23 protein-coding genes and 2 pseudogenes are annotated in these 26,509 nt (G+C 48.7%); 19 read left to right on the top strand and 6 right to left on the bottom strand.

The window, feature by feature from the left end; translation table 11 throughout:
- The first annotated feature begins 11 nt into the window (after nucleotides 1-11).
- The 9 genes and pseudogenes from M1L66_RS23280 to M1L66_RS23240 all read left to right on the top strand — a co-directional run.
- Nucleotides 12-1,142, top strand: coding sequence for a hypothetical protein (locus M1L66_RS23280; RefSeq protein WP_187024152.1), 1,131 nt, complete (start codon nucleotides 12-14; stop codon nucleotides 1,140-1,142).
- Between the two features lie 54 nt (nucleotides 1,143-1,196).
- Nucleotides 1,197-2,246, top strand: a complete 1,050-nt coding sequence (gene rsmH, locus M1L66_RS23275; RefSeq protein WP_002602807.1) for a 16S rRNA (cytosine(1402)-N(4))-methyltransferase RsmH — start codon at nucleotides 1,197-1,199, stop codon at nucleotides 2,244-2,246.
- A 275-nt stretch (nucleotides 2,247-2,521) separates the two neighbouring features.
- Nucleotides 2,522-3,106 (top strand): sce7726 family protein, encoded by a 585-nt coding sequence (locus M1L66_RS23270; protein WP_187024158.1) that lies wholly within the window; start codon nucleotides 2,522-2,524, stop codon nucleotides 3,104-3,106.
- Between the two features lie 10 nt (nucleotides 3,107-3,116).
- Nucleotides 3,117-3,380 (top strand): DUF3781 domain-containing protein, encoded by a 264-nt coding sequence (locus M1L66_RS23265; RefSeq protein ID WP_434688515.1) that lies wholly within the window; start codon nucleotides 3,117-3,119, stop codon nucleotides 3,378-3,380.
- A gap of 432 nt (nucleotides 3,381-3,812) precedes the next feature.
- Complete coding sequence (locus M1L66_RS23260) at nucleotides 3,813-4,079, top strand: hypothetical protein (protein ID WP_187024160.1); 267 nt, start codon at nucleotides 3,813-3,815, stop codon at nucleotides 4,077-4,079.
- Nucleotides 4,052-4,549 (top strand): MarR family winged helix-turn-helix transcriptional regulator, encoded by a 498-nt coding sequence (locus M1L66_RS23255; protein WP_434688513.1) that lies wholly within the window; start codon nucleotides 4,052-4,054, stop codon nucleotides 4,547-4,549. Before M1L66_RS23260 ends, M1L66_RS23255 begins: the two co-directional genes overlap by 28 nt.
- Nucleotides 4,550-4,687: 138 nt before the next feature.
- Nucleotides 4,688-4,903, top strand: coding sequence for a protein pyrBI (locus tag M1L66_RS23250; RefSeq protein ID WP_434688511.1), 216 nt, complete (start codon nucleotides 4,688-4,690; stop codon nucleotides 4,901-4,903).
- Between the two features lie 68 nt (nucleotides 4,904-4,971).
- The gene (locus tag M1L66_RS23245) at nucleotides 4,972-5,484 is read left to right on the top strand and encodes a CarD family transcriptional regulator (protein WP_434688509.1); all 513 of its coding nucleotides are present in this window, start codon (nucleotides 4,972-4,974) and stop codon (nucleotides 5,482-5,484) included.
- A gap of 318 nt (nucleotides 5,485-5,802) precedes the next feature.
- A pseudogene (locus M1L66_RS23240) lies at nucleotides 5,803-6,012 on the top strand (sigma factor); the annotation flags it as partial.
- Nucleotides 6,013-6,282: 270 nt separating this feature from the next.
- On the opposite strand, the gene M1L66_RS23235 reads toward M1L66_RS23240, so the two are convergent.
- Nucleotides 6,283-6,906, bottom strand: a complete 624-nt coding sequence (locus M1L66_RS23235; RefSeq protein ID WP_187024164.1) for an AAA family ATPase — start codon at nucleotides 6,904-6,906, stop codon at nucleotides 6,283-6,285.
- Complete coding sequence (locus M1L66_RS23230) at nucleotides 6,899-8,281, bottom strand: MATE family efflux transporter (protein ID WP_434688506.1); 1,383 nt, start codon at nucleotides 8,279-8,281, stop codon at nucleotides 6,899-6,901. Before M1L66_RS23230 ends, M1L66_RS23235 begins: the two co-directional genes overlap by 8 nt.
- 498 nt (nucleotides 8,282-8,779) lie before the next feature.
- Between M1L66_RS23230 and M1L66_RS23225 the strand changes: the two genes are divergently transcribed.
- From M1L66_RS23225 to M1L66_RS23210, 4 genes are all read left to right on the top strand, one after another.
- Nucleotides 8,780-8,902, top strand: a complete 123-nt coding sequence (locus M1L66_RS23225; RefSeq protein ID WP_434688505.1) for a hypothetical protein — start codon at nucleotides 8,780-8,782, stop codon at nucleotides 8,900-8,902.
- Nucleotides 8,903-9,151: 249 nt separating this feature from the next.
- The gene (gene uxuA / locus M1L66_RS23220) at nucleotides 9,152-10,216 is read left to right on the top strand and encodes a mannonate dehydratase (RefSeq protein ID WP_117623658.1); all 1,065 of its coding nucleotides are present in this window, start codon (nucleotides 9,152-9,154) and stop codon (nucleotides 10,214-10,216) included.
- Nucleotides 10,209-10,982 carry a GntR family transcriptional regulator gene (locus M1L66_RS23215; RefSeq protein WP_434688503.1) on the top strand — a complete coding sequence of 258 codons (774 nt, stop codon included), beginning with the start codon at nucleotides 10,209-10,211 and terminating at the stop codon, nucleotides 10,980-10,982. The genes uxuA and M1L66_RS23215 overlap by 8 nt, the downstream gene beginning before the upstream one ends.
- A gap of 32 nt (nucleotides 10,983-11,014) precedes the next feature.
- A complete protein-coding gene (locus M1L66_RS23210; RefSeq protein ID WP_434688501.1) occupies nucleotides 11,015-12,625 on the top strand; it encodes a mannitol dehydrogenase family protein in 1,611 nt (536 codons plus the stop codon).
- 133 nt (nucleotides 12,626-12,758) lie between these two features.
- On the opposite strand, the gene M1L66_RS23205 is transcribed toward M1L66_RS23210, so the two are convergent.
- Both M1L66_RS23205 and M1L66_RS23200 read right to left on the bottom strand, forming a co-directional pair.
- Nucleotides 12,759-14,570, bottom strand: coding sequence for a sensor histidine kinase (locus M1L66_RS23205; RefSeq protein WP_434688499.1), 1,812 nt, complete (start codon nucleotides 14,568-14,570; stop codon nucleotides 12,759-12,761).
- Nucleotides 14,571-14,572: 2 nt separating this feature from the next.
- A complete protein-coding gene (locus M1L66_RS23200; RefSeq protein ID WP_434688497.1) occupies nucleotides 14,573-16,180 on the bottom strand; it encodes a response regulator in 1,608 nt (535 codons plus the stop codon).
- A gap of 231 nt (nucleotides 16,181-16,411) precedes the next feature.
- Between M1L66_RS23200 and M1L66_RS23195 the strand changes: the two genes are divergently transcribed.
- The 4 genes from M1L66_RS23195 (at nucleotide 16,412) to M1L66_RS23180 (ending at nucleotide 22,390) form a co-directional block, all read left to right on the top strand.
- The gene (locus M1L66_RS23195; RefSeq protein WP_117624529.1) at nucleotides 16,412-17,854 is read left to right on the top strand and encodes an ABC transporter substrate-binding protein; all 1,443 of its coding nucleotides are present in this window, start codon (nucleotides 16,412-16,414) and stop codon (nucleotides 17,852-17,854) included.
- A gap of 84 nt (nucleotides 17,855-17,938) precedes the next feature.
- Entirely contained in the window at nucleotides 17,939-18,868 is a 930-nt protein-coding gene (locus M1L66_RS23190) for a carbohydrate ABC transporter permease (protein ID WP_187024171.1), read from the top strand.
- Between the two features lie 14 nt (nucleotides 18,869-18,882).
- Nucleotides 18,883-19,758, top strand: a complete 876-nt coding sequence (locus M1L66_RS23185; RefSeq protein WP_434688494.1) for a carbohydrate ABC transporter permease — start codon at nucleotides 18,883-18,885, stop codon at nucleotides 19,756-19,758.
- 199 nt (nucleotides 19,759-19,957) lie between these two features.
- Complete coding sequence (locus M1L66_RS23180; protein WP_434688492.1) at nucleotides 19,958-22,390, top strand: hypothetical protein; 2,433 nt, start codon at nucleotides 19,958-19,960, stop codon at nucleotides 22,388-22,390.
- A 142-nt stretch (nucleotides 22,391-22,532) separates the two neighbouring features.
- Here the strand turns inward: M1L66_RS23180 and thyA are convergent, their stop codons facing one another.
- The gene (gene thyA / locus M1L66_RS23175; RefSeq protein ID WP_434688490.1) at nucleotides 22,533-23,363 is read right to left on the bottom strand and encodes a thymidylate synthase; all 831 of its coding nucleotides are present in this window, start codon (nucleotides 23,361-23,363) and stop codon (nucleotides 22,533-22,535) included.
- A 392-nt stretch (nucleotides 23,364-23,755) separates the two neighbouring features.
- Here thyA and M1L66_RS23170 point away from each other — a divergent pair, with 392 nt between their 5' ends.
- Nucleotides 23,756-24,637, top strand: coding sequence for a hypothetical protein (locus tag M1L66_RS23170; RefSeq protein ID WP_434688488.1), 882 nt, complete (start codon nucleotides 23,756-23,758; stop codon nucleotides 24,635-24,637).
- Between the two features lie 226 nt (nucleotides 24,638-24,863).
- On the opposite strand, the pseudogene M1L66_RS23165 reads toward M1L66_RS23170, so the two are convergent.
- A pseudogene (locus tag M1L66_RS23165) lies at nucleotides 24,864-25,862 on the bottom strand (IS91 family transposase); the annotation flags it as partial.
- Nucleotides 25,863-25,981: 119 nt separating this feature from the next.
- On the opposite strand from M1L66_RS23165, the gene M1L66_RS23160 reads away from it, so the two are divergent.
- The gene (locus M1L66_RS23160) at nucleotides 25,982-26,485 is read left to right on the top strand and encodes a dihydrofolate reductase (RefSeq protein ID WP_187018320.1); all 504 of its coding nucleotides are present in this window, start codon (nucleotides 25,982-25,984) and stop codon (nucleotides 26,483-26,485) included.
- Nucleotides 26,486-26,509 lie beyond the last annotated feature (24 nt).

Here is a 26,509-nt window from a genome sequence, read left to right as displayed (position 1 = left end):
TTTTGATAAGGATGAAACGAAAAAATAAGATAAAATACGTGATTATGGCAGGTGCAGTGTCGGCAGTGGTTCTGTCGGCCTGCTCCCATGGCCAAACGGCAGATATCACTGCAGCGGAGCAGTCGGCCGCAGAGGAAACGCAGACCACGGAGCCGTTGACGGTCTCTGCGTCTGAGGCCGCTGCTGCCGGTGGAGAAGCGGAAGAGGGCGGAGAACATACGCTGGATGGCAGCCGGATTATTGCCGGACAGAGCTTTGATGTCACCTGGAAGAACTGGGGAGATGTCCGTTTCGTTTCCTATGCGCCGCCTGCCGGTCGTGTTCATGATGATGCCGCGTTCTATTTGACGAAAAATGATGAGATATTATATGAATTTCCTCAGGCATGGGATGAGGGCTGTGTACCGTGGACCTTCGAATCGGTGGATATGGTATCCTTTCGTGATATTGACGGTAATGGAAATGAAGATGTAATCGCTATTCTTTCGTATATAACGGGAGCGGGTCCGCAGGCGGCGGTTCCATTTCCCACTACGCGAATCTTTATGGGCGACGGAACGAAATTTGTGATTGACACCGAACTGTCCGAAGCGGTCGATGAGGCACACGCCAACGAGAATATCAGCACGATCATGGATTTTATAAAAAACCGGACATCACCCGTCAAGGGGGAAGGGGCCGATAAAACGGCGGAAGCCGGAACCGGCGCAAAAACGGACTCCGCCAGTCCGGAGAGCGGAGCCGGTGAGGACAAGATGTATGAGATAACCGGGATTCGGGAAAAGGACGCGAGGGCCTTTCTAAAGAAATTTGTAGGCCATGTAAAGGCGGGAGAGAAGGCGGAAGCCTCCCGGATGATCGCATTTCCGAGGAAAGTGATTCTGCCGGACCAGGAAGTGACGGTAGAGAGTCCGGAGGCATTTTTAACGTATTACGATGAGATTTTCACGGAAGACTTTAAGGAGCGCCTCAGTCAGTTTATGGATGAGGATTCTATCTGGTGGAACTATAGGGGAGTAGCCGTGGGAAATGGCGAGATCTGGCTGAATGAAAGCGATGGCGCCCTGTGGATTGTAACGTTAAACAGCGCGGAGGACCGGACGGTTCTGTATCCGGGAGAAACGGGGATTCAGGCCGGATAAGGGCGCTGGAGCGGCAGTTTTGATAAGAGAATATGAGGAGAGAGGAAGGAACAAATGGAGAATCAGGAGCAGACACATAAACGCAGGGTCCGGTATAAAGGGACTCATCCGAGAAATTATAAGGAAAAATATAAGGAGCTTCAGCCGGAGAAATACGCCGATACCGTGGCGAAGGTGGTGAGCAAGGGAAGTACGCCGGCTGGGATGCATATCTCGATATGTGTGCAGGAAATCCTCGATTTCCTTCAGATCAAGCCGGGGCAGAAGGGGCTTGACGCCACGCTTGGCTACGGCGGCCATACCCGGGAAATGTTAAAGTGCCTGCAGTCGGAGGGCCATCTCTACGCCCTTGATATCGATCCCATCGAGCTTGTAAAGACACGGGAACGCTTACAGAGCCAGGGCTTCGGCCCTGAAATACTGACGATAATTCAGGAGAATTTTGCGAATGTCGGCCGCGTGGGGGCCGAGGTGGGACCGTTCGATTTTGTGCTGGCGGATCTTGGCGTATCTTCCATGCAGATCGACAATCCCGACCGCGGATTTTCTTATAAAACCGAAGGCCCGCTGGATCTGCGGCTGAATCCGGAGAAGGGAATCACGGCCGCGGAGCGCCTGCGTACAATCGACGAGGAAGAGCTGCGGGGTATGCTTCTGGAAAATGCGGACGAGCCATACGCGGAGGAGATTGCCAGAGCGGTCGTCCTGGAGATTAAAAAGGGCAATCCGATCGATACGACGACGCATCTCCGCCAGGTCATTGAGAAGGCTCTCTCGGCAGTACCGGAAGCAGACCGGAAGGAAGCGGTGAAAAAATCGTGTCAGAGGACATTTCAGGCGCTGCGGATCGATGTGAACAGCGAGTTTGAAGTGCTCTACTCATTCTTAGAGGCGCTTCCGGGCGTGCTGGCGCCGGGAGGCCGTGTGGCGATCCTGACCTTCCACTCCGGCGAGGACAGGCTGGTGAAGAAGTCCTTTAAACGCCTGAAGAAGGAAGGCGTTTACAGTGAGATCGCGGATGAGGTGATACGGCCGTCGGCGGAGGAGTGCTTGAGGAACGGACGGGCACGGTCGACGAAGATGAGATGGGCTGTGAAGGCGTGAGGAAGGCAGTTGAATTCGAATCAGCAGCTAAAGTTTAAAAGTATGTTATAATACGCGCAGGGGTATCAGGGGATAGTCCTGCGCTTTTATTTTGTAACGGTTCACAGCCCATGGATTACGTCTGCCGCCCGGCCCGCTCTGCCGGAGGATGTGATTCGTGGGCTGCGAACCGTTATGCATTTTTCAGGAAAAAGAGGGGAGAAGCCGACTGTTCTTGACAGGGAAAGAGCCAGAACCTATAATTTCTGTAGGACAAAACGACGAGGTTATGGGATATGGAAAGAATGGATGCACTGCTGTACGACTGCGATATCAGGGAGCCCCTGTTTGACTACCTGGAAGAGCGGTTCGGGAAAGCAAGGATGTTTGAGGAGAAAATCATCGGAAAATCGAGGGCTGACGTCTTGATGGTGACGGAGGGCAGAATCACGGGGCTGGAGATTAAGAGTGATGCGGATACGTACGAGCGTCTGAAGAGGCAGATCCGTGACTACGACAAATACTGTGACGAGAATTACGTCGTGATCGGCAGATCGCACGCAAAACACGTAGAAGAGCATATTCCGGCCTATTGGGGAGTGCTGGTCGTGTCTGTGAACGGCAGAGAGATCGTGATTGAGGAAATGCGTCCCGCGCAGCAGAATCCTAAAATGAAGCGGGAATTGCAGCTTGCCATTCTGTGGCGGGCGGAGCTCCAGAACATTATCGAACAGAATCATTTGCCTCATTACAGGCAGAGGAGCAAACGGTTTGTGAGGGAAAAGCTGTTGGAGAAGTTGGAGTGGAACCGGCTGAAGCTGGAGGTCTGTGAGGAATTATTCGAACGGGATTATACGCTTCTGGAGGACGTGGAGGAATGAAAGAGGGAAGATGGATTGTGTTAATAGAAATGAACTGCTTGTGAACATACATAAACTGCATACCACAGATTTGGGGGTGGTGCGGATTAAGAAGAATCTGACATTGGATACGGATGATGTGGTGGCGTGGTGCAGAGCGGTGATTGAAAACGTAAACACTGGTATAACCAGAAAGGGAAAGAACTGGTATGCGGAGAATGAAGCCTGTATCATAACAGTCAATGCGTTCAGCTATACGATTATTACAGCTCATAAGCGCAGGAAAATGTTGTAATCTACACGATATTGGTTAGGAGCATTTATAGGGGAAATTGGGATGAAAACTGGAAACTCGGAGGAATAAACGGTTAGTCCTGATTTGATGTTGTGTTATAAAGCAAGGATATCGGATTTATTGGGAGAATCTGAAGCAGTTATGGTGGAAGAGACGGCAGCGATGCCTTGAGGACAGCGGATTTCGATGATTGTATGAAAGTCAGATGATACTTATCGTCAATTGCATGTATGTGATTGGCGGTATTTTTTTGCGGCAAAGAAGATTTATTTAAATAAATGTATTCTAAAAAAATAAATTACAAGGTACCTTGACAAATGGACGGCGGAGGTGTAAGATGAGATTACAAGGTACCTAGCTAATTGAAACATACCTAACAAATTAAAACGTAACGAACGAATAAACAAACAAAACAGGAGGATTTCTATATGGATGAAAATAAAACAACATGCCCATGCTGTCCAAATCAATGCGAGGCCGGAGCACTGCAGTGCGGAAAAGGGAGGGCGTACTTCCGTAATGAAGACAATGGCGGAAGCGAGCGAAGCAATCGAAACGAGAGTGAGCATAACCACCACCAGGGTGAGGGGCGGCAGAATCATGGCGGCAGGAGAGAACTGGGGGAACACAGAAGAGGCAGATCCATGGAAGCCCATGGAAGGAACTGTAAAATGGGAGTGCGCCGTCACGGCTTTGTAATAGAAGAAAAGCTTCAGGGCCAGCTGCGCGCCTGCGGCCACTTCCTTCATTATAATATGGGGCAGAAAGTGGGGCAGGCCAGAATCTTATCTGTGCTTTTAGAGCGTGGAACCATTACCCAGCGGGAGCTTCAGGATATTCTGGAGGTGCGGTCCGGATCACTGAGCGAGATTTTAAATAAAGTGGAAGACGACGGATTCATTGAGAGGAGCCAGAGTGAGAATGACCGGCGGCAGATGGAGGTAAAACTGACGGAAGCGGGAACGGAGGCTGCCTCCAGACTGGAAGAGGAACGCGTAGATATGACGTCCGGACTGTTTTCCTGTTTGAGCGGTGAGGAGAAGAAGACACTGGCGGAACTGCTGGATAAGCTGTTGGACGGCTGGGAAGGCCCGGAGCGTGAACGAGGCTGCAGAGGCAGGGGACACGGTCGGCGGATGCATGGCCGGGAAGCTGGCCAGCCACTGTAAAACCATAGTAAATCTGCATAATATACAGGCGATTGTGAATGGATAGTTTTTAACAAACTTTTCCCGGACAGTAAAAAAACGCTGACAATTTATTTCCCAAAATGTTAAAATAAACCTATAGGAAAGGGAGGTTTTAACATGAGACGAATTGTAAGCGCATGTTTACTGCAGACCATGAGATTTGATACGACGAAGGAGGCTGATCCGGAACAGGATTTTACCATCTTTTGCAAAAAGCTGGAAAAGAGCAGTGTCAAATATGTCATTGAAAAGAAGTCAAAGGAAGCGGACGGCTCCCTGGTGGTGAAGATCAGGAAGCAGTATAACTCCTACAGTACGGACGGATATCTGTAGTAACAAACGTTGATGCTTTGGAATCAATGAGATTCCAAAGCATCTATTTTAATTTCAGGAGGGAAACTATGTTTTCGGTAAATGATCATGTTGTATTTGGAAATCATGGAATCTGTGTGATAAAAGCGATCGGTCCTCTGGATCTCAGCATTGCGGAACGGGGACGGCTTTATTACACGCTGGAACCGCTCTATGCACAGAAAAATACCATTTATACGCCGGTGGATAACGAAAAAAGCTCCCTGCGCAGAGCGATTACAAGGGAAGATGCGCTGGAACTGATTGACAGGATTCCACAGGTGGAAACTGTTTGGGTCCTGGATGAAAAACAGCGTGAGGAAAAATACAAGGAAATCATGAAGCAGAATGACTGTATGGGCTGGATGCAGATTATCAAGACCCTGTATTTAAAGAAGCAGAAACGTTTGGCAGAGGGACGGAAGAATACAGCGCGCGACGACTTATATCTCAAACTGGCGGAAGACTTTTTATACGGCGAATTTGCCGCGGCTCTCGGAGTGGAAAAAGATCAGGTGGAAGAGCTGATCGGCCGGAGAGTAAGGGAAATGGAATCCGCTTAAAGACCAGGTACGACTGTATCAGAGAAGAGAGGAGGCGGCCGTAAATTGGATGGTCCTGAAAAACATGAAGCAGTAAATGCGGAGAAACACACAGAACATCCGGAAGAATGCACAGTAGAACACACAGCAGAACTCAGGGAAATACTCACGGAAGAACAGGCAGAGTCGTTAGACGACTGCTTTGCAGATGCTCTGGCAGACTGCCGGCTGGAAGAGGCGGAATCTTTCGATTTCGAAGACGAAGGATCGGAGCTGCCTGCGTTTAGCGAGGAAGACGAATATCTCCATGAGGACTCCGTCCATATCTATTTGAAAGAAATAGGAGGCGTGCGGCTTCTGAGCCCGGAGGAGGAGACGGAACTCGCCCTGAAGGTAGAGCAGGGAGACGACGACGCGAGAGACCGCATGGTGCGCGCCAATCTCCGTCTGGTGGTCAGCGTTGCCAGGCGATATGTGGAGGGCAGCGGTATGTCCTTCCTGGACCTGATTCAGGAAGGGAACATTGGCCTGGTGAAGGCGGTGGAGAAAGCCCTGGGCCATTTAAGCAAGCGGGAGCAGGAGATTTTAAAGCTGCGTTTTGGTTTTGTGGATGGGCGGATCTGGACGCTGGAAAAATGCGGGAAGTGTCCTGGCTCTCGGCTGCGGAAGCCGTGAGGAGATAAAGGAAAGCGAATATTTAAGCCAGGCAGAAGTGCTTGGAAGGTCAGTTTAACCGAAGAAGAAGCCGCTGTATCAGCAGATAAAAATACTGATACAGCGGCTTCTTCTGTTCTGTGCCGGTTGCAGTGCTCCGGTGTATTACCCTTTTGCGTCCTCCTGGCGGAGATTCGTGAGCCCGGTAATGAGCTCCACACACCGGTCCAGGCCCAGCTTTCCGCTGTCCAGGGAGATGGCGTAATTTTTTGCCATGCCCCATACCTGCCCGGTGTAGTATTTGTAATAGACTTCTCTCTTCTTATCCTTTTCCTCCAGGCGTTTCGCAGGACTTTTTTCCGTTTCCCCGTAAAGGCGGACAATGCGTTCGGCCCGTGTTTCGGCTTCGGCGTGAACGAAGACATTGAGGCAGTCTGTCCGTTCCTTTAAAATATAGTCTGCACACCTTCCAACGATGACGCAGGGGCCTTTTTCCGCCAGGTCCAGAATGACATTTCTCTGGATTACCCAAAGGAAATCGTCGGCCGACATCCCGTTCATGGCTCCATTCATTCCTCTGGCGGCGAAGGCGTATCCGAAGATGCTTTTCGAGGGAGCATCCTCGCCCTGTTTTTCGATATAGGATTCATCAAAGCCCGTTTCCACGGCCACTTTTTTGACCAGATCCTTGTCGTAGTAGGGGACTCCCAGTTTATCAGCTGTCATTTTTCCTATGGTACGTCCGCCGCTGCCGAATTCACGGCTGATGGTGATGATTCGATTATCCATGTGTTCTGACCTCCATTTGCTTTAAACATTTATATTCGTGAGAGACAAGAATAATTGTAAGAATCAGAGAAAGCACATCGGCAATGGGGGCCGCCCACAGCATTCCCGTGACGCCGAAAGCCATCGAGAGCAGGATGACGCCCGGAACTAAGAAGACGATGTCCCTGGACAGGGAAAGGATAGTTGCCTTCACCGGTTTTCCAATCGACTGCAGAAAAATACTGCTGGCCTTCTGTACGCAGCAGAGCAGGATGCCTCCCAGGAAAATACGGAAGCACATATTTGCGTATTCATTATACAGACTGCTCTCGCTGCCGAACAGGCTGACAATGACCTGCGGACAGAATTCAAAGAGCAGTGTGGCAATGATGCCGACTACCGCGGTGGCGGCAATAATATGACGATACGTATCGAAGACCCGTTTAAAATTACCGGCGCCGTAATTATATCCTGCGATAGGTTGGCCGCCGACAGCAATACCCACTGAAAATGCAATGACGATGCCGAAGACCTTCATAACGATTCCAACAACGGAAAGAGGAATATCAGCTCCGTAAATGGACTGGGAGCCCTTGATTACAATCATATTGTTGGACACACTCATGACGATGACAATGGCAATCTGTGTGATAAAGCTGGAGATGCCCAATTGGCCGATCTGCCTCAGCAGATGGCCATCCGGAAGAAAACTGGCCTTCGAGAGGCGAAAGGATTTCGGCTTCTGGAAATAAAGGATGGTGACGAAACAGGAAACAACCTGGCCGATGACTGTGGCAATGGCTGCACCCCGTACACCCATGTGAAATACGAAGATGGCGACCGGATCCAGAATCAGGTTCAGAACGGCCCCGATTACGTTGGAGAACATGGAATAAGCAGGGGAGCCGTCAGCCCGGATTGCCGCATTCATGCCGGAGGCGAAAATATAGAAGGGGATTCCCAGCAGAATGACCTCCATGTATTCTTTGGCATAGGGATAGCTGGCCTCCGTCACTCCAAACAAGCGGAGAATCTGATCCGTAAACAGAAATCCGATTACGGTCAGCAGGATGCCAATGAATACTGTAGCCAGGATTCCATTGCCGATACATTTGTGGCTGGTTTTTTTGTCGCCGCTTCCCAGGGAAAGGCTTAATTTGGAGGCGCTTCCGTCCCCGATCAGCAGGGCCATAGCCAGAGCAGCTACAGTGAACGGGTAGACGACGTTAGTTGCCGCGTTTCCTAGGTAACCGACACTCTGACCGATAAAGATCTGATCCACGATGTTATAGAGGGCGCTGACCAGCATGGAAAGTACGCAGGGAACTGAAAATTTCATCAGCAGCCTGCCGATGGGTTCTGATGCAAGATAGGCATTTTGTTTTGTTTCTGTCATAGATAAACACTCCTTATAAATAAAACCTGCGCGCAATCAATTCGGAAGGTTCCCGCTTATAGATTACACGCAGATATTGCTGGATTTACATCTATTCAGATTAACGCACACGGTTGAAACGGAAATGGTAAAATTTTTCCGCCGTGAATCATTATAACTGTTTGGACGGTGCTAATGTAAGAAGAAAATTTAATTTTTAGCATTTTTGTGTAAAATGCGCATATTAAAATAGAATGCAAACGCGTAAACCGGTAGGCACGAAAACCAGAACACAGTTTTATAATAGAATTTTCTCAAACCAGACACAGTCCGGCTGAGAAGGCAGCGGTTATCTCTTTTCTTTTGATATCGGCCGCATTTTTGATGGCGGAGATTGGACTGATGGATATTTCTTAACTAAAGGCCCCGGAACTGATCCAGTGGATCTATGATAAAGTAATACTGCCGGAGAATCTGCTTTTTATCAGCCATTTTAAGGGGCTGTTTGGATTTTTGGTGATGGTGATCAGTTGTCTGCCGGCACTGGCATTCATGGGGATCACAGGTATGGTGATGTCGAAGATTGCGGATAAACAGCAGGAGTCTGATAGAAGGCGGGAAAATGTGCATGGCAGACGGTAAATGCCGTGAGAGATAAGCAGCCCGTCTCCCGCATTGAGCGGCTTTTGCAGTAAAACGTATAAAATTCCTGAAAAACAAGCTTCTATACATATCCGGCGGGCAATTGGCGAAAGCTATTTAGACATATTTCATAAAAAAACAGATGGAATTCCGTTAAAAATCCTCTGTACAAACTGATATATTAGTACTAATATATTAGCATAGTGGAAGCTGTAAACCAATCTTATTTATCATCAGGAGGAAAATCATATGAATATGTCACTTCGCTGGTATGGACCAGGCTATGACACCGTAACTCTGGAACAGATCCGTCAGATTCCGGGCGTGAGAGGCGTCATAACGACACTCTACGGAACGCAGCCGGGAGAGGTCTGGGAAAGGGAAGAGATCAGAAGCTTAAAGAAGACCGTCGAGGATGCGGGGCTTTCCATTCTTGGAATCGAATCGGTCAACGTCCATGACGACATCAAGACAGGGGCAAAGGACAGAGACCGCTATATTGACAACTACATCACGACGCTGGAACGCCTGGGCGAGGAAGACATTCATATGGTGTGTTATAACTTTATGCCTGTGTTTGACTGGACCCGTTCCGAGCTGGCCAGAAAGAGGGCGGACGGCTCTACGGTTCTCGCTTACAATCAGGATATCATCGACAAGATTGACCCGGAGCATATGAGGGAATCCATCGAAGCCATGTCAGCCGGTTATGTCATGCCGGGATGGGAACCGGAGCGTATGGGCAGGCTGGCAGATTTATTTGCGATGTACCGGGAGGTCGATGAGGAGAAGCTGTTCTCCAATCTCGTTTATTTCCTGGAAGCCATCGGGCCGGTCTGCGAGAAATACGACATCCGCATGGGAATCCATCCGGACGATCCGGCGTGGCCGATATTTGGACTTCCGAGAATCATTACGGATAAGGCTCACATTGAAAAATTCTTAAAGGCAGTTGATAAGCCGTACAACGGTCTGACGCTCTGCACCGGATCCCTGGGTTCCAATCAGAACAATGATATTCCGGGCATCATCGAGGCAGCAAAGGGAAGAATAGCCTTTGCCCATGTCAGGAACTTAAAATACAATTCCGACCGGGACTTCGAGGAGGCCGCGCATCTGTCTTCCGACGGCTCCATGGATATGTATAAAATCATGAAGACGCTTTACGACACCGGCTTTGACGGCTGTATACGTCCGGATCACGGCCGTGCCATCTGGGGCGAGGATGCGATGCCTGGCTACGGCCTGTACGACCGTGCATTGGGCGCGATGTATTTACAGGGCTTATGGGAAGCGATCAGGAAGAATGGGTAGCCGGGAAGACCTCATGTATGACGTGCTCAGAACGGATATCCTGGATTTGAAGCTGAGACCCGGCCTGGTTTTCAGCATAAAAGACGTCTGTGATGCGTACGGGACGGGGCGAACCCCAGTCAGGGAAGCGCTGATCCGGCTTTCCAAGGAGGACCTCATCACATTTCTGCCGCAGAAGGGAACGATGGTATCGAAGATCGATTTCCAGAGGGCCGACAATGAACGCTTTCTGAGAAGCTGTGTGGAAGAACAGGTAATGCTGGAATTCATGGCTTTGAATGACCATGACCGGGCTTCGGAGGCTGCCGCGGCCTTAAAGGCGTCTCTGGACCGGCAGGAAAGAATCGTGAAGGACAGGGACTGTCGCGGATTTCTGGAGGAGGATATCGTGTTTCACTCCGTATTTTACCAGGCAGTAAACCGGGATACCTGCGCTCACATCATCCATGCGAACTCAGGCGATTACCGTCGTATCCGGCTGCTTTCCCTGACGGAGACCGGAATCAGCGACGGAGTGGTGCAGCAGCACAAAGAGCTGATGGAGGCCGTTCTGGAGCGTGACGAAGAACGGATGCACCGGCAGCTGGCCCTTCATTTAAATAAAATGGTGAACGAGGAGCGGTTCCTGGTAGAGAAATACGCAGAGCTGTTTACCAGCGGCGAGGTGGAGGAAAAACGGAAGAATGACGGCTTTGCCGAGGATTTTCTGGTCAGCACTGCATTGCGTGAGGGGGAAACACCCCGCCGCAGGCAACGGGGGATTTAACCCTTGCGGGAATAAATGAGAGAGGTGTAAAGATGAATTTAACAGATACAGGATTACAGGAAAGACAGGCATGGGAGAAGGCGGGGATTGAGATTCCTTCCTATGACAGGGCGGCAATGGTTAAAAAGACAAAGGAGGCGCCGGGCTGGGTACATTTCGGCGCGGGTAATATCTTCCGCGGCTTCATTGCGGGTCTTCAGGATATGCTTCTGGAGGAAGGTCTTGCCGACACGGGGATCATTGCGGCAGAAACCTTTGATTTTGACATCATGGACAAGATCTATGAGCCGTTCGACGATCTGGCTCTTTTAATTACCTTAAAGGCGGACGGGAGCACGGAGAAGAAGGTGATCGCCTCAATCGCGGAAGGCGTGAAGGCGGATTCTGCTGATGCACAGGAATGGGAACGCCTGCGCACCATCTTTATAAGCCCATCTCTTCAGATGGTATCCTTTACCATCACGGAAAAGGGCTATGCACTGAAGGGGGCGGATGGGGCGTATTTCCCATTCGTTCAGAGCGATATCGACAATGGACCGGAGCATCCGGCCGGCGCCATGGCTGTCGTCTGCTCCCTTTTACTGGAACGGTACAGACAGGGCGCCGCGCCGCTGGCCGTTGTCAGTATGGACAACTGCTCCCATAACGGAGAGAAGCTTCAAAATTCCATTCTCACCATGGCGGAGGAATGGAAGAAAAAAGGCTTTGCGGACGATGGTTTCCTGGAATATTTAAAGAACGAAGAAAAGATAGCGTTCCCCTGGTCCATGATCGATAAAATTACGCCAAGACCAAGCGTTTCCCTGGCAGAGCAGCTGGAGGCCGACGGAGTCGCCGCCATGCTGCCGGTGATCACGTCTAAGAGGACGTATATCGCACCGTTTGTCAATGCGGAGGGGCCGCAGTATCTGGTGATTGAGGATAAGTTCCCGGCAGGAAGGCCAGCGCTTGAAAAAGCGGGAGTCTATATGACAGACAGAGATACGGTAAACAGGGTGGAGCGCATGAAGGTAACCACCTGCTTAAATCCGCTGCACACGGCGCTGGCTGTATACGGCTGTATTCTCGGTTACACCTCGATCGCGGAGGAGATGAAGGATCCCGAGCTCAAGGCGCTGGTGGAGAAAATCGGTTTGACAGAAGGTATGCCGGTGGTGACCGATCCGAAGATTCTTTCCCCGGAGGCTTTTGTGAACGAAGTCATCTATGACAGGCTTCCGAATCCATTTATCCCGGACGCGCCGCAGAGAATCGCAAGTGACACCTCCCAGAAGGTGGGAATCCGGTACGGCGAGACGATCAAATCGTATGTGGAACGGTACGGCGACGCTAAGAAGCTGACCTTTATTCCGCTGGCGATAGCCGGATGGTGCCGTTATCTGCTGGCTGTAGATGATGAGCTGAACCCGTTTGAGCTCTCGGCTGATCCGATGGTTCCGGAACTGAAAGGCTGGCTGCATGGCGTTGAGGCGGGAAAGCCGGAGACGTATGCAGGGCAGCTGAAGCCGATTCTTTCCAATGAGAATATTTTTGGTGTTAATTTGTATGACGCCGGGATTGGCAGCCTGACAGAAGCGATGTTCCTGGAGGAAATAGCCGGAGCCGGTGCGGTGAGAGAGACACTTAGAAAATATCTGAATTAAATATTGAATAAAATGAATGGACAGAGCGGTTCCGAACTTTTGCAATATTTACAGCGTTTCACACGATCTTAGAATCAGGAACAGGCTTCTATATCCCCCCCGGTCTCGACAGACCCGGGGGGATTTTTGTGCATTAGGGTGAGTTTGAAAATTCATTCCTGTCATACGGAATAGTAACGATGACGCTGTTCTTCAAATACGGAATACTGACAAAGGAAATATTGGCTTCTGTGCCGTAGCACGCCATGAGTCTGCGATAAATATTGTTCAGACCAAAGTGATCTCTGCCTTCCGGCTGTTCCTCGGTCAGACAGGCTGTGGCCCTGGGGATATCAATCCCTTTCCCGTTGTCGGACACCTCGATGACCATGTGGGTGTGAGTCTGATCTAAGGTGATGGATATTGTGATCTGCGGTGCAACGGGCCATGTCTCCAGACTCATGTTTCCAAAGCCGTGCTTTAAGCAGTTCTCAGCAAGCGGCTGAAGAAGTACCTTCATAATTTTGCAGTTTTTCAGATGCGAATCGATATGACAGGTAAAATGAACGCCCTCTCTGGAATGACGGTTCATGATCTCCATATAGGAGGTAACGTGTTCTGCCTCCTTTTCGACAGAGATGAAGGTTTGTCCCACACTTAACGTGATCCGCAGATAGCGTCCCAGGCTTTCCAGCATACTTCCCGCCGTATCGGAGTGTCCGTTTAATATTTGAAAATGAATACATTCCAGTGTATTATACAGAAAGTGCGGATTGATCTGTTCCGACATCATCTGAATCTCCGCCCTGGCTTTTTTCTGTTCCTCTTCTTTAATCTGAAGTAACTGGAGCTGAATCGTATCATACATCTGGTTCAATTGTATTCCCAGCAGGCTGATCTCATCAGAGCGGGGAAATACGACCTTTGTCTGGTAGGAACGGCGGTTGATTTGAGCAATAATATCTCCCAGCGTTTTAATATCCCTTGTCAGGAAATGGGACAGGCCGAAGGCCAGCAGGGCTGCTGCGGCAGAACAGAACAGCCATACCATAAAAAAGAAAGAACGGAATTCCTGAATATCGCCGGTGAGTGCGGATTTTCTGCTGATATGGACTACCTTAAGATCACAAAAACGGATAGCAGCCGTTGAAACCACCAGCTCGTCCCGGTCTGTGGCCAGATGCTCTCCGCGGAGATTATCCGTCTGTGCTACCAATGCTTCCAGACTGGTCCCAAAGGCATCGGGATACATCTCTTCCTGTATATCCAGGGGAATTCCATTGGAGTCGGCCAGATACATGCAGTAAGTATAGCCGTTTGACATCTGGTCAAAGTATGACCGGATCTGTCCCGTATCCATCAAAATAATGACCCGCGCCTTATATTTGCCTTCTGTATCGCGATATGCAAAGGTGCCGGTTCCCCTGCTGTAGGAGACCGGATAGGAGACGGGGATAGCGCCTCCCTGTCGGAATAGTAAATTCTGACGGGTTGGAAATACGGTAATAAGAGGATATTCCCAGATGTTTTCTGTAAAAAGCGTTTCAAAGCTGCCGCCGAATCCGAGAGAATAGGGACTGAAGAGAAAGCCATTTTCTCCGCAGATCAGAATGTTGTTGACCTGGGCATGGTTTTGGAAGAAGGAAGCCATCTCATCGGAAGCCGCCTGATAATAACCGGAGTAACCGTCAAAGCTGTTATTGGCAATATCGGCAATCATATCGGGAAACGGCTTTCTTACCAGAAGATTGTTCGTAGCGGCGGAGAGGGACTGAAACTGGGAGGAAAGTACGGCGCCGGCAGTTTCCACCGATTGTTCTGCTTTTTTCAGAACCTCCCTGGTGTTTCGCTTGTAAAAATAGGAGTAGGACAGCTGACTGATCAGCAGCAGGGCTGCCGTGGTGATGGCGATCATGCCGATCAGCAGTTTGTACCGAAATTTTAGATTAGAAAACCAGTTTCTCATAGTCAGCGCCTTCCTTCTCCGGTATACTGCTTCTGATAATCGGAAGGCGTCAGGCCGGTACGTGTTTTAAATGCGCGGCTGAAAGACCGGTAATCCTCGTATCCGAGAAGGATTGCCACATCGCCTGCTGTAATATCAGGGTGTTTTAACTGTTCCTGGGCGTAGCTGATTTTTAAATCCAGCAGATAATCACGGAAATTTAAAGAGGTCTTATTTTTAAAATACGTGCTGAAGTAGCTTTTGCTTAATCCCAGATAACTGCAGACCTCCTCCGTATGCGGATTCTTAAGCAGATTGGCATGGAGGTAGGCGATGGCCTTTTCAATCAGAGGCTCGTTCTTGGTGGCCCGGCTGACGGCGAGTTCGTTGGCAAAACCGTTTAAAATCTCACACATCCAGCTTCTGACCTCTTCCAGGGAAGAGAGATTTGACAGCGCGGCATAGGAGTTGCCGGTAAAGCTGATCGGGTGGCCGCCCAGATAATCAGCCAGCTGGCTTTGAATTGTAATGATGATATAATTGCACATACTGTAGAGATAAGAGGGCGGCGGAAGCGGGGCGGTGATAAGGCTGTCAAAATAAGAGGTAAACTGCAGCCGGATGTCCTTCAGATCATTTCTTAAAACTGCCTGAAGGATATCATCGCCGGGCATGATGACCGGCGGCGGAAGGCAGTTTGTCACTTCCGGTTCTATGACAAGACCGGCTTCCGGATAGATATGCCATGTGATGGCCTGTCGGGCATTCTGGTACGAGGCGGGAATTTCGGACAGTGATGGTACCGGTTTTCCGATGGCGGCCGCCAGATTATCCCCTCGCCAGGAGGCCAGGCAGCGGTTCAGCAGTTTTGAAAGAGACTCCTGCGTGTGATGATGAAAAGGCAGATTGACAACGAGAATCAGTCCATCCGGTGGATATTCGGAGATGAGAACGGGACTGTCAGCCAGTTCATTCTCCAGGATTTTCTTTAATGCAACGAGACTTTGATTCAGCTCCACATTCTCATCCGGATCGAAGCGGGTTCGGAACGTCTGGATCAGTACCACGCAGGATTGTGTGTTCCGGATGAGCAGTCCGTATTTGGAAGAAATACTTCCCAGCTCTTCCTCTGCCAGCTCCCCTCTTAACAGCTGGGGAATCAGGTTCTGCCTGTGAAGCGATACTTCGGCTTTCCTCAATTTGTGAAGTGTTGACAATTGATCGGTATGAAGATTTCTTTTATCCACAATAGATTCTTTCAGCTTACAGATCAGATTGGTCAGTTCCTTTATGGAGATCGGTTTCAGAAGATAATCTTCAATGCCGTACCGGATGGCAGTTCTTGCGTACTCAAAATCATCGTAACCGCTTAAGATAATGAAGGAGCACTCAAACTGTTCCTCCCTGGCCCGGCGGACAAGCTCCAGTCCATTCATTCCAGGCATCTGAATGTCGGTAATTACAATATTCGGTTCATAATAACGTATCTTGTCAAGCGCCTCTGCACCGCTTGCAGCTGTCCCGATGACAGTGACAGAATAATCTTCCCAGGGAATGATGCTGCGAAGTCCGGTACGGATCTCGGCCTCGTCATCCACGATGAGAAGGGTGATAGCTGATATCGAATTCATAGGATTCTCCTCAAAACAAGGTTAAAATTTTAAAGCAAGGCCATTATAGCATTGTGAATAATGGAAAGCAATAAATTGGCGTGAGATTTGTACAGTTCGAAAAAAATGCCGCATAGACAGTAAAAAATGCCATGTGAGTTATGGGAAATATGCAGTAATATGTGAGCACAGACAAACAAAAACAGTACAAAACGAACAGATCACAAAGCAAACGGAAAGGGAGTAAAAACTATGAGAAAAGGAAAGAAGATAGCGGCGCTGAGTCTGGCGGGATTAATGGCTGTTTCAGCTCTTACGGCATGCTCACAGGGGGAAACGAAAGAGAATACAGCAGATCTTACATCTGGAGCCTTGGCGGCAGAGGGGACCGGGGCAAATGAGGCAGGAAGCAGTGCGGCTTCGGGAGACCGAGTTAAGATTACTGTATGGACAGAGAACCGCCATGACCTGGATTATATGAATAAGATAGTCGAGGAGTTCAACAACACGAATGACCATATTGAGATTGAGTATGTGGTGCAGACGGAAAACTACGTGAATTTACTGAGTATGGCTGCCAATTCCGGGCAGTCACCCGATATATTTACTCAGGTGAACATCACGGATTTTAAGAATTTCGTGGATAACGGAATCGTACAGCCCATCAATGATTTTATAACCGATGAATTCAGAACAATTAATGAAGTAGATGACCACTTATACGAAGGGGCCAATGTGATGGGAGATGAGATCTACTGGGTTCCATGCGGGAAGAGAAGCGGTTCCAGATTTATTTACAACAAGGAAATATTTGACGGGCTGGGTCTGGAAATTCCCAAATCTATCGGCGAGCTTCCTGAACTGGTTAAGAAGATCACAGAGGCGGGAAACGGAGAGTACTATGGAATCATATTCCCCGGTATGAGCGGTCCGTTTGAGCGCTGGCTGGAACACTCTGCGGAGATGAGCGGTGTCACACCCTACGACTATAAGACGGGGACCTTTGATTTTACAGGCTTTAAGCCATGGCTGGAAGTGACCCGCCAGATGTTTGAGGATAACAGTGTCTTCCCCGGATCGGCCTCCATGAAGATTGATCCGGCCCGTGTACAGTTCTCCGAGGGGCATGCGGCAATCCACGCAAATGCTTCCCAGGAAGCAACCGTGCTGACGGAGCAGTTTCCGGCACAGATTGAATGGGCGGTAGCAGACCTTCCCACATTAAACGGCAGGATCGAAGGCTGCGAATACGCCAACCCCAATACTGGCTGGCTGATGAGCGCGTTTACGGAGCATCCGCAGGAGGCTTGGGAGGTGATCGAATACTTTGGATCAGAGGAAGTTTTAAAGGGATACTTTGAGAACGGCTATTCTCTTCCGATTTCTCAGTATATGGACGAAAAAATCGATAAATCCAAGATCGGCCGCATGGCAGACTTTACCGGCGCAGATTATGAAGCGGTACTTCCGGTAGCACCGTCGGTAACACCGGAGGGAGAGAATTACCGCGATGCGTTGTGGAATGCTTGTCTGCAGGGCGGTCCAGACATCGATGAGACGATTGATAATTTAAATAAGACGTATAACGCTGCTCTCGATAAAGAAGTAAAGATGGGTAAGACAAAACGGCTCGTGATTAAGGATTACGATCCTCTTCATCCGGGAGACGGAACCATAGAGTATCTGGACAATTAATAAAAACTCAGTAAATTGAAAGGAACCGGCTGCTGCAAATAGACTGTTGCAGCAGCCGGTTTCCATTTGGAAGGAGTAAAGGTTATGAATACGAAAAAATCATTGGGGCAGCGGATGAAAAAGAGCTGGCAAAAAGGTGACATTACCATGTGGATTATGCTGCTTCCGACCATCTTTTTTATTCTGGTCATGTCCGTGTATCCATTTCTCTGGCTGATCCGGTACGTGTTTTATGATTATAACGGATTCAAGGCATATTTTGTCGGCCTGGACAATTTTAAACGGGTGCTTACGGATAAGATATACTGGAACAGCGTCCTGCATACTTTTGAATACGCGGTTATGAAGCTGCTGTTTGTGATTCCCCTGTCCCTGGTGACCGCCGTTTTGCTTCAGAGAAAGCGGTTTGGGAGCGGGTTGTTTCAGGGAATATTTTTCCTGCCGACGGTCATCAGTTCTGCGGTATACAGCCTGATCTGGTACTTCATATTTGCCACCTACAATGGGGTGCTAAACGGTTATCTTCAGGCAGCGGGTGTTATCGGTGCCCCTGTTGACTGGCTCGGAAGTTCCAGGACCGCCATGGCAGCGGTGGTTATCGTGGCTATCTGGGGGGCTTTCGGCAACTATATGATACTGTTGATCTCGGGATTGACCGGAATTCCTGCGGATGTCTATGAGAGTGCCCAGATCGATGGGGCAAATGGAGTGCAGACCTTCTTCCGTATCACGCTTCCCATGCTGGGGCCCGTGCTGAAGGTGGTTATTATGCTGGCCATCACCACGGCATTTAAGGATTACCAGTCCATTCTGGTACTCACAGGCGGCGGTCCCAATAACCGTACCCACGTGATGTTCTCTTACATATTTGAAATGGTATTCGGGACTTCCGGCAAGGCCTCTCAGCTCCAGATCGGCTATGGTTCTGTTTTAAGTATCATTTCCGCCGTGATCGTGGGCCTCATCACGATTGTTTACTTGAAATTCAGCAAAAAGATGGATGAAATATCATAGAGGGGGGAGCGGTGATGGCAAGAGAAAAAACAATTCATGCAGTGGAATCCAAAAAGACGAAGATGATCAATGCGGTGATTTTCATTCTGTTGTTGATTCTGGCCGTTTTGACGGTCTATCCGGTGGTTTATATTATTCTTGGATCTTTTAAGACAAACAGTGAGCTTGTAAGCGGCGGGTTAAATATTCTTCCTGAGAAATTCGTTCTTGATAACTACATTCAGGCGTGGAACATGGGGAATTTTTCCCGGTATACCGCAAACAGCCTCGTATTGAGCTTCGGTGTCATGTTCGTCTCTCTGGCAGTCAGCAGTATGGCGGGATACGTATTTTCAAGGCGGGATTTTCGTTTCAAAAGCCTGATCTACAATGCGATGGTCATGTTTATGTTTATTAATGTGGGCAGTGCTTCCCTGCGTCCGCTGTTTGAACTGGCAGTTAAGCTGAATATGAATAAATCCATGCTTTCCATAATCCTGATTTCGGCAGGAGGTGGTCAGGCCACCTATGTGTTCCTGATTCATGGTTTTATGAACAGCGTGCCGAAGGAGCTGGACGAAGCGGCCAAGATGGACGGCTGCAGCTTCTTCGGTATCTACAGCCGGGTTATTCTTCCGATATTAAAGCCGGCGCTGGCCAGCGTTGCGCTGCTGTCCTTCCGCGGAGGCTGGAATGAATATATTCTGCCCTTGATTTTTACCATGACCAATGAAAAACTGCGGCCCTTGACGGTAGGCGTCGTAGCTCTTCAGAATGCAGGAGACGGCGCGGCGGCATGGAACATTCTGTTTGCCGGATCTGCCATAGCGGTGATACCGATCATTCTGGTATATCTGTTTGCCAGCAGACAGTTTATGGGCGGCATGACCGCCGGAGCGGTGAAGGGATAAGCTAGTACAGCATTGCATAAATTCCTAAGTAATAGCACTCGCTATCTACGCCAGGAGCACGTCTGCGAAGCTAGCCGTAGGGTCCACTACGCCGTCGCTTCGCAGACGCACACCTGACGCAGATATCAAGCACTATTACTCAGTTATTTATGCAACGCTGTACTAGTACAGCGTTGGAGAGGAAAAGAGGAGAGAAAACATGAAATATCAGTTAAATGAATACGGCTTTATTACAAATTATCTGGTGAGCGGGAGAAAAGAGACGGACTTCTCAAGCAGTGCGGCGGATAAAAACCAGCTTGCCTGTGAAAAAATGATGCGGTCCGAGGCAGCGGATCACGATCCGGTTATGCCGGCTGGTCCCGTCGTTCTGGGGGCTTTGAGCGCCCTGGGACTGCCCTGGGAGTACGAGTACACGTATGGAAGCTGGTTTGTGGACCGGTCTTCCTTCTATCCGCTGCTGACCAGGGTGGAGCTTCACGCTGCTACGATACTGAATGCCCGGGAGGACATGGAGGCGGAGGTCTGGCTCTGGAGCTACGCTGCGGTGGATCTCTGGGTGAATGGGGTGTTTGTGGGGGGGATTGAGACTCCCGTATATAAACCCATCAGCCGGAAGATCATGAAGCTGCCTTTAAAAAAGGGGGACAATACCATCTATATAAGGCTGGTGAACTTAGGCGTCCGGGACACGAGAACCCTGTTTGGAATCCAGATTCCCGGGCAGGAAAGGGAAATGCTTTCAGTGATGCTGCCGGATGCAGAGAAGGCCGCGCTCTGTTCGAAAGCAGCAGACTGGCTGTCAGGAATCATGATCAGAGAAAAAACGATGGTATTTCCCGCTCCGGCGCCGGAAGGAAGCCGCCTGATCTACGATGCCAGGCCGGTGGATTTTACGGAGTACCGTAACCGTTATACCGGGATAACGCTGAGGGGAGAGACAGAGCTGGCTCTGGCACCGGATAAGCCCTATCTGAAGGTTGTGGTTACCGTATCAGGCCAGACCCTGTCAAGAAGCTTTGAACGACAGGAGCTGCTGACCATTCAAAAGGGAGAAACCATAGACCCGGAAGAGAACAAAAGGCGCGTCTTTGAGAGAATTGCCGGTGTGAAACAGATTCCAAGGGGAGATTCAGAAAGCTTTTCCATGTATCCGATTCTGGCACGTTTCGCCTTAGGCAGAGTGGATCCGGAAGATGAGCGGGAGATATATAAGTCTTTTGACCAGATTGAAAGCAGACGGGATTGTTCGGACTTTCTTACCTGCGCCATGGTCCGTTTTATGAAGCTGTATCCCATGGATGAAGCCATGGCAGCACGGTGCAAAGAAGTCATGATAAACTACCGTTACTGGATGGATGAGGCGGGCAGTGACGGCATGTGCTTCTGGAGTGAGAATCATTCTCTGATGTTTTTTGTCAGCGCTTATGTGGCAGGTGACATTTATCCGGAGGAATTATTTATCCGTTCCGGAAAGACCGGACGGGAGATGAAAGAGACTGCGCGGCAGAGAATCCGTGACTGGATGGTTCGAACAGAAAAAGAGGGCTTCGATGAATTCCACAGCGGCGGCTACACCCCTATCACCTTTGCCGCTATTTTAAATGTGGTTGATTTCTGCGATGGGGAGTTGTCGGCTCTTGCATGGAAGGCGGCGGACCGGCTATTAAAGGATCTGGCAGTCCAGACCTTTCAGGGCGTCTCCATTTCACCTATGGGACGGGTATACCGGGAGGTGCTGTACCCGTATACGCAGGATATTCAGTGTCTGATCAATTTAATAGATCCGGAGGCGCCGGACCAGTTCAGTGAGTGGATCATTTTCCTGGCTACCAGTAAGTACCGGCTGCCGGAAGGACTTAAGGAGATGATGTACAGCCCGGCGTCTCTCGTCTATGAGGAGAGCAATGCCAGAATCTGTGTGGAAAAACAGGAGGATTACATGCTGACCTCCGTGGAATCTCCAAGACGCGACGGCAGGGTGCGGAAATGGAAAAATATAAGTGAACAGCCGGATGCCGATACCGGAAGCTTCTCGTATGTGAAATCATTAAATGAATGTTTTCACGGAACAACCCAGTTTGAGCCTGGTGTATACGGCTATCAGCAGCATATGTGGTATGCCGCTCTCGATCCCGCTGCGGTGGTGTTCGTAAACCATCCGGGGGGAAGCTGCGAAAGCTGTACCACAAGGCCGGGGTACTGGTTTGGCAACGGAATCATGCCGGCTTTAAAACAGGTAAAAGAGGTTCTCTGTGCAATTTACCGGATTCCGGAGACCCATCCGATTCCATTTACCCATGTATATTGGCCATCCTCCAGATTTTCATATGAAATAATAGAAGATACGTGGCTGGCCGGCAGCGCCGGCGGCGGATACGTGGCTCTTTGGTGCAGCGACCCGTTTACGGCTTATGATGACCTGATGTTTCACTGTGAATACAGGGTGAAAAGCAGGGATGCGGCTTACGTCTGTATCTGCGGAAGCCGGAAAGATTATGGAAGTCTGGAAGAATTTCTGCTGGCATGTAAAGAGAGGAAGCCTGCCTATGATAGAGAGAAGGGACGGTTAAGGGCAGGGAATGAGGAGATTACTTATAGAAAATATGAAAATATGACCCAGTATATTTAAAAACAGAAGATCAGTATTCAGATGCCTGCCGTTTTTTGCTGTACAGACACCGCAATACTGATCTTCTTCCTGTATACTTCTTTCTGGTATTCTTTTTCTGCGATTCTAGTACAGCATTCACTGGAACTTATGCAACGCTGTACTAGATGGCAACCGGAATCTTATCCGTAAACGTATGGTATTGATAATCCTCCAGCCGGAAATGGTCTTTCGTAAACTGATAGAAATCCTTAACCTCCCGGTCCATAAGGAACGTCGGCGCCTCATAGGGCACTTTTTCAATCATTTCCTTAACAATCGGCACATGTCTGTCGTAAATATGGGCGTCTGCGATGACATGGACCAGTTCTCCGGCCTCTAAGCCGCTGACCTGGGCGAACATGTGAAGCAGAACCGCGTACTGGGTGACATTCCAGTTGTTTGCGGTCAGCATGTCCTGGGAGCGCTGGTTTAAAATCCCATTCAGCACATTCCCGGATACGTTGAATGTCATGCTGTAGGCGCAGGGATAGAGATTCATCTCGTGAAGATCCTGATGATTATACAGGCTGGTAATGATCCGGCGGCTTAGTGGGTTGTGCTTCAGATCATAGAGAACCCGGTCCACCTGATCGAACTCGCCCTCTTTGTATTTATGCTTAATTCCCAGCTGGTAGCCGTATGCCTTTCCGATGCTTCCGTTCTCATCGGCCCAGGAGTCCCAGATATGGCTGTTTAAGTCGTGAATGTTGCTGGTTTTTTTCTGCCAGATCCAAAGCAGCTCACCGACTGCGGATTTAAACGCGGTCCGGCGGAGCGTCAGGATGGGAAACTCCTTTGACAGATCGTAACGGTTGATGATGCCGAATTTCTTTATGGTATGGGCGGGAGCGCCGTCCTCCCAGACCGGACGCACCTCGCTGTCCGTATCCCATACGCCGTCTGATAAGATTTCTCTGCAATTCTGTATGAATAAAGTATCTGCGTAACTCATGATATTCCTCCATGATCCTGTAAGTAATTCAGTAACCGGCGGCAGGGCGCGTATATTTAATCCGCCTGCGGCCGTTTCAATTATACCAGATAGCGCTCGATTCGAACAGGTATCTCCTGAAAATAATCAGAATCCTGTTTGTAACGTGTGATAATTTTCTCACGCACCGTTTTTCATATTGACATACCGGCTGTGATCGGGTAATATGAAAGAGTTCCGCAGGGAGTTCTTTCCTGTGCGAAAATGATTCTTAATCTCTTTGTGGTCTCCACGAAAAACTCCGTTATGTTGTATTGCGAAAGAGAACAAATAAGGAAGCTGGTGATGCGGTTGTAGTCGTATTTTGTTGAAGTTACCCATTGATTAAAGTATAATAGAAGAAAGGAAGAAATATGGGAGATATTGCATACCAGAATAAGGATGTAACCGCTAAGGTTATGGCGGAGGCGCTTAAGGGAAAATCACTGGCTCCCTTTGGAATTCACCAGTTAAAAATCGTAGATATTCTGCCTACGAATTTACCGGTGATCGAAAGCAATGAGCTGCGGCTTGACAATTTATTTCTGCTGAGTGACGGCTCGATCGGGATCATGGATTATGAATCAGCCTATAATCAGGAAAATTTTGTGAAATACATAAATTATATTGCGAGAGTGATAAAGCGTTATGCAATAAACCATGAGCTGGATCGTATCAAACAGATAAAAATGATCGTTATCTACACGGCCGATGTGGACCATGCGGAAGCGGTTTATGATCTGGGAGGCATTGTGTTGAAGATTGAACCCACCTTTTTAGTGGAAGCAGACTCAAAGGCACAGTACGACAGGATCAGGAAGCGGATAGATGCAGGAGAACGTTTGACCGATGAGGAATTAATGGAGCTGATGATTCTGCCGCTAACCGTAAAGGGAAAGAAGGAAAAACAGCCGGTGATCATCTCGGCAGTAGAACTGGCGAAGAGAATTGCAGACCGAAAACAGGCTCTGGAAGCGCTTGCAGGTATTTTGACGTTTTCTGACAAGCTGATAGACGAAGCCTATAAAAGGCAGATCAAGGAGGAAATGCGGATGACACAGATTGGACAGATGCTGATTGATGAGGGCATGGAGAAAGGAATTGAAAAAGGAATGGAAAAAGGAATTCAGGCATTGATTGAGGATAACAGAGAAGGTGGTGTTTCAGATGAAAGAATCATCGAAAAGCTGCAGAAACGTTTTTCCATGGACAGAGGGAAAGCGGAATCGTATTTGGAGCGTTTTACACAGAAGTAGAACGGACCGTTGATTTACATGTAAAACCGGGGCTTGAGGGACCTGGTTTTATTTCTTTCTAGGAAACTTCGCAAATCGGCCAAGATAGTGTATAATGGACTTGAAATAAAAAATCACATAACAAAAGAGCGAATGTAGTGATTCGCCACGACGTTGATTATGTAGTTTTTTGTTTTTGGTTTAGACTGCGCTGTCTGACGGCAAAGAAAGAATAAGGGGCATGGAACTATCCATAACCCATTACCTTTCGGAATCGTTCAAACAGCGCAGTTTTTTTGTAGTAAACTTCTAAAACCAACATAGAAGTACCACACTTCGGACATTTGAGTGGGTCATATCCAAACGTCAGAATAATCGAGTTACGCCAATCCAGAAGACTGGAAAGATAGCGTTGTTTCTGAGGGGATAAACATTGCCGAAGATTTTTATCCTGTTTATGATGTTTTGCATAAATCCCATAGTAACGAACCATTTTGAAGTGCTTGTCAGGGATATGAATAATCAGGCGTTTTATAAAGTCAATGACGGGGAGGCATTCTGTAACCGTCTTGTGATCCTCATGCCTGGTGTAATGAAACGTCACGGAGTCACCATCGTAAGAATCAATTCTGGAGGCAGCAATAACCGGTCGTCCGAGATATCGGCTGATATACTTAATGGTGATATCTGGAGAGCAGAGATTGGGTTTGGCACGGACGTAAAAACCATCCGGGTGATCCTTATAAATCTGATTTTTAAGTTTAAGGAAAGAAGAACCGAGTTTATGCGCAAGTTTTTCTAAAAGAACCTTACGGAAAGCGAAGCGTAAAAATCTGAAATCAAAATGTTTGTTTGGACGCCAGGAGGTAATATTACCGGCACCGCCCTCGGAGATGAGCGCATGGATATGAGGGTTCCATTTGAGGTCTCTACCGAAAGAGTGAAGGACACAAATAAACCCAGGAGTAAAGTTTTCAGTTTTATTAAGTTTAGAAAACATACGAAGGACGACATCTCGGACGGCATGAAAAAGACAATTCAAAAGAGAATGATCCTTAAGAAAGTAGATGCGAAGTTCCTCTGGAATCGTAAAGACACAGTGTCTGTGGTTACAGGAAATGAGCTTGCAGGACATACGAAAAGCCCGTTTCTGATTATACATGTTACCACAAGATGGACAGAAACGGCTTTTGCAGGAAAAAGGTACAGATTTAAGTTTCCCACAATGGGGACAGCCGTAGACAGCTTGTTCTGGCTTAGACGGACGCCAATTGGAAAATGAGATTTACGAACCATCGAAAATAATTTGCAAAAAAGAAATATTTGTATATAATGATGTTTAGAAACAGGACAGGAGGATACTACATGAAAGCGATTGTTGCGGTAGACGAAGCGTGGGGGATCGGGAAAGACGGAAAATTATTGACCCATCTCCCCGAAGATATGAAATTTTTCAGAACGGTTACAAAAGGGAAAGTGGTCGTTATGGGCAGAAAAACGCTGCAGAGCTTTCCGGATGCGAAGCCATTGAAAAACAGGATTAACATCGTTTTGACATCGGACGATACCATGAACGGCGAGGGACTCATTGTCTGCCGCAGTGTGGCTGACGCCTTAAATCAGCTGAAGGAGTATGACAGCGACGATGTCTATATTATTGGAGGTCAGAGCGTCTATGAGCAGTTTCTTCCATATTGTGATACCGCGTATGTGACCAGGATGAAACGGGATTTCGGTGCTGACACCTGGTTTGTGAATCTCGACAGTCAGGAAGGCTGGGAAGAGACGGAAACAGGGGAAGAGAAAGAGTACGAGGGGCTGCATTTTGCTTTCTGTACTTACAAAAACAGGAATTGCCCGAATCGATAAAATCAGACCAGGACGGAGGACAAA

It is taken from the genome of Hungatella sp. SB206 (assembly GCF_051132295.1).
Classification (GTDB): Bacteria; Bacillota; Clostridia; order Lachnospirales; family Lachnospiraceae; genus Hungatella; species Hungatella effluvii.
This window is presented reverse-complemented; position numbering and strand designations above follow the sequence as displayed.

Excerpts from the sequence above, each read along its gene's own strand:
- M1L66_RS23195 (WP_117624529.1), top strand. The coding sequence starts at position 16,412 with ATGAGAAAAGGAAAGAAGATAGCGGCGCTGAGTCTGGCGGGATTAATG.
- M1L66_RS23270 (WP_187024158.1), top strand. The coding sequence starts at position 2,522 with ATGGAAAGAATGGATGCACTGCTGTACGACTGCGATATCAGGGAGCCC.
- M1L66_RS23265 (WP_434688515.1), top strand. The coding sequence starts at position 3,117 with ATGGATTGTGTTAATAGAAATGAACTGCTTGTGAACATACATAAACTG.
- M1L66_RS23200 (WP_434688497.1), bottom strand. The coding sequence starts at position 16,180 with ATGAATTCGATATCAGCTATCACCCTTCTCATCGTGGATGACGAGGCC.
- M1L66_RS23170 (WP_434688488.1), top strand. The coding sequence starts at position 23,756 with ATGGGAGATATTGCATACCAGAATAAGGATGTAACCGCTAAGGTTATG.
- M1L66_RS23280 (WP_187024152.1), top strand. The coding sequence starts at position 12 with ATGAAACGAAAAAATAAGATAAAATACGTGATTATGGCAGGTGCAGTG.
- rsmH (WP_002602807.1), top strand. The coding sequence starts at position 1,197 with ATGGAGAATCAGGAGCAGACACATAAACGCAGGGTCCGGTATAAAGGG.
- M1L66_RS23190 (WP_187024171.1), top strand. The coding sequence starts at position 17,939 with ATGAATACGAAAAAATCATTGGGGCAGCGGATGAAAAAGAGCTGGCAA.
- M1L66_RS23260 (WP_187024160.1), top strand. The coding sequence starts at position 3,813 with ATGAAAATAAAACAACATGCCCATGCTGTCCAAATCAATGCGAGGCCG.
- M1L66_RS23225 (WP_434688505.1), top strand. The coding sequence starts at position 8,780 with ATGGTGATCAGTTGTCTGCCGGCACTGGCATTCATGGGGATCACAGGT.
- M1L66_RS23185 (WP_434688494.1), top strand. The coding sequence starts at position 18,883 with ATGGCAAGAGAAAAAACAATTCATGCAGTGGAATCCAAAAAGACGAAG.
- M1L66_RS23215 (WP_434688503.1), top strand. The coding sequence starts at position 10,209 with ATGGGTAGCCGGGAAGACCTCATGTATGACGTGCTCAGAACGGATATC.
- M1L66_RS23255 (WP_434688513.1), top strand. The coding sequence starts at position 4,052 with ATGGGAGTGCGCCGTCACGGCTTTGTAATAGAAGAAAAGCTTCAGGGC.
- M1L66_RS23235 (WP_187024164.1), bottom strand. The coding sequence starts at position 6,906 with ATGGATAATCGAATCATCACCATCAGCCGTGAATTCGGCAGCGGCGGA.
- M1L66_RS23160 (WP_187018320.1), top strand. The coding sequence starts at position 25,982 with ATGAAAGCGATTGTTGCGGTAGACGAAGCGTGGGGGATCGGGAAAGAC.
- uxuA (WP_117623658.1), top strand. The coding sequence starts at position 9,152 with ATGAATATGTCACTTCGCTGGTATGGACCAGGCTATGACACCGTAACT.
- thyA (WP_434688490.1), bottom strand. The coding sequence starts at position 23,363 with ATGAGTTACGCAGATACTTTATTCATACAGAATTGCAGAGAAATCTTA.
- M1L66_RS23230 (WP_434688506.1), bottom strand. The coding sequence starts at position 8,281 with ATGACAGAAACAAAACAAAATGCCTATCTTGCATCAGAACCCATCGGC.
- M1L66_RS23245 (WP_434688509.1), top strand. The coding sequence starts at position 4,972 with ATGTTTTCGGTAAATGATCATGTTGTATTTGGAAATCATGGAATCTGT.
- M1L66_RS23205 (WP_434688499.1), bottom strand. The coding sequence starts at position 14,570 with ATGAGAAACTGGTTTTCTAATCTAAAATTTCGGTACAAACTGCTGATC.
- M1L66_RS23180 (WP_434688492.1), top strand. The coding sequence starts at position 19,958 with ATGAAATATCAGTTAAATGAATACGGCTTTATTACAAATTATCTGGTG.
- M1L66_RS23210 (WP_434688501.1), top strand. The coding sequence starts at position 11,015 with ATGAATTTAACAGATACAGGATTACAGGAAAGACAGGCATGGGAGAAG.
- M1L66_RS23250 (WP_434688511.1), top strand. The coding sequence starts at position 4,688 with ATGAGACGAATTGTAAGCGCATGTTTACTGCAGACCATGAGATTTGAT.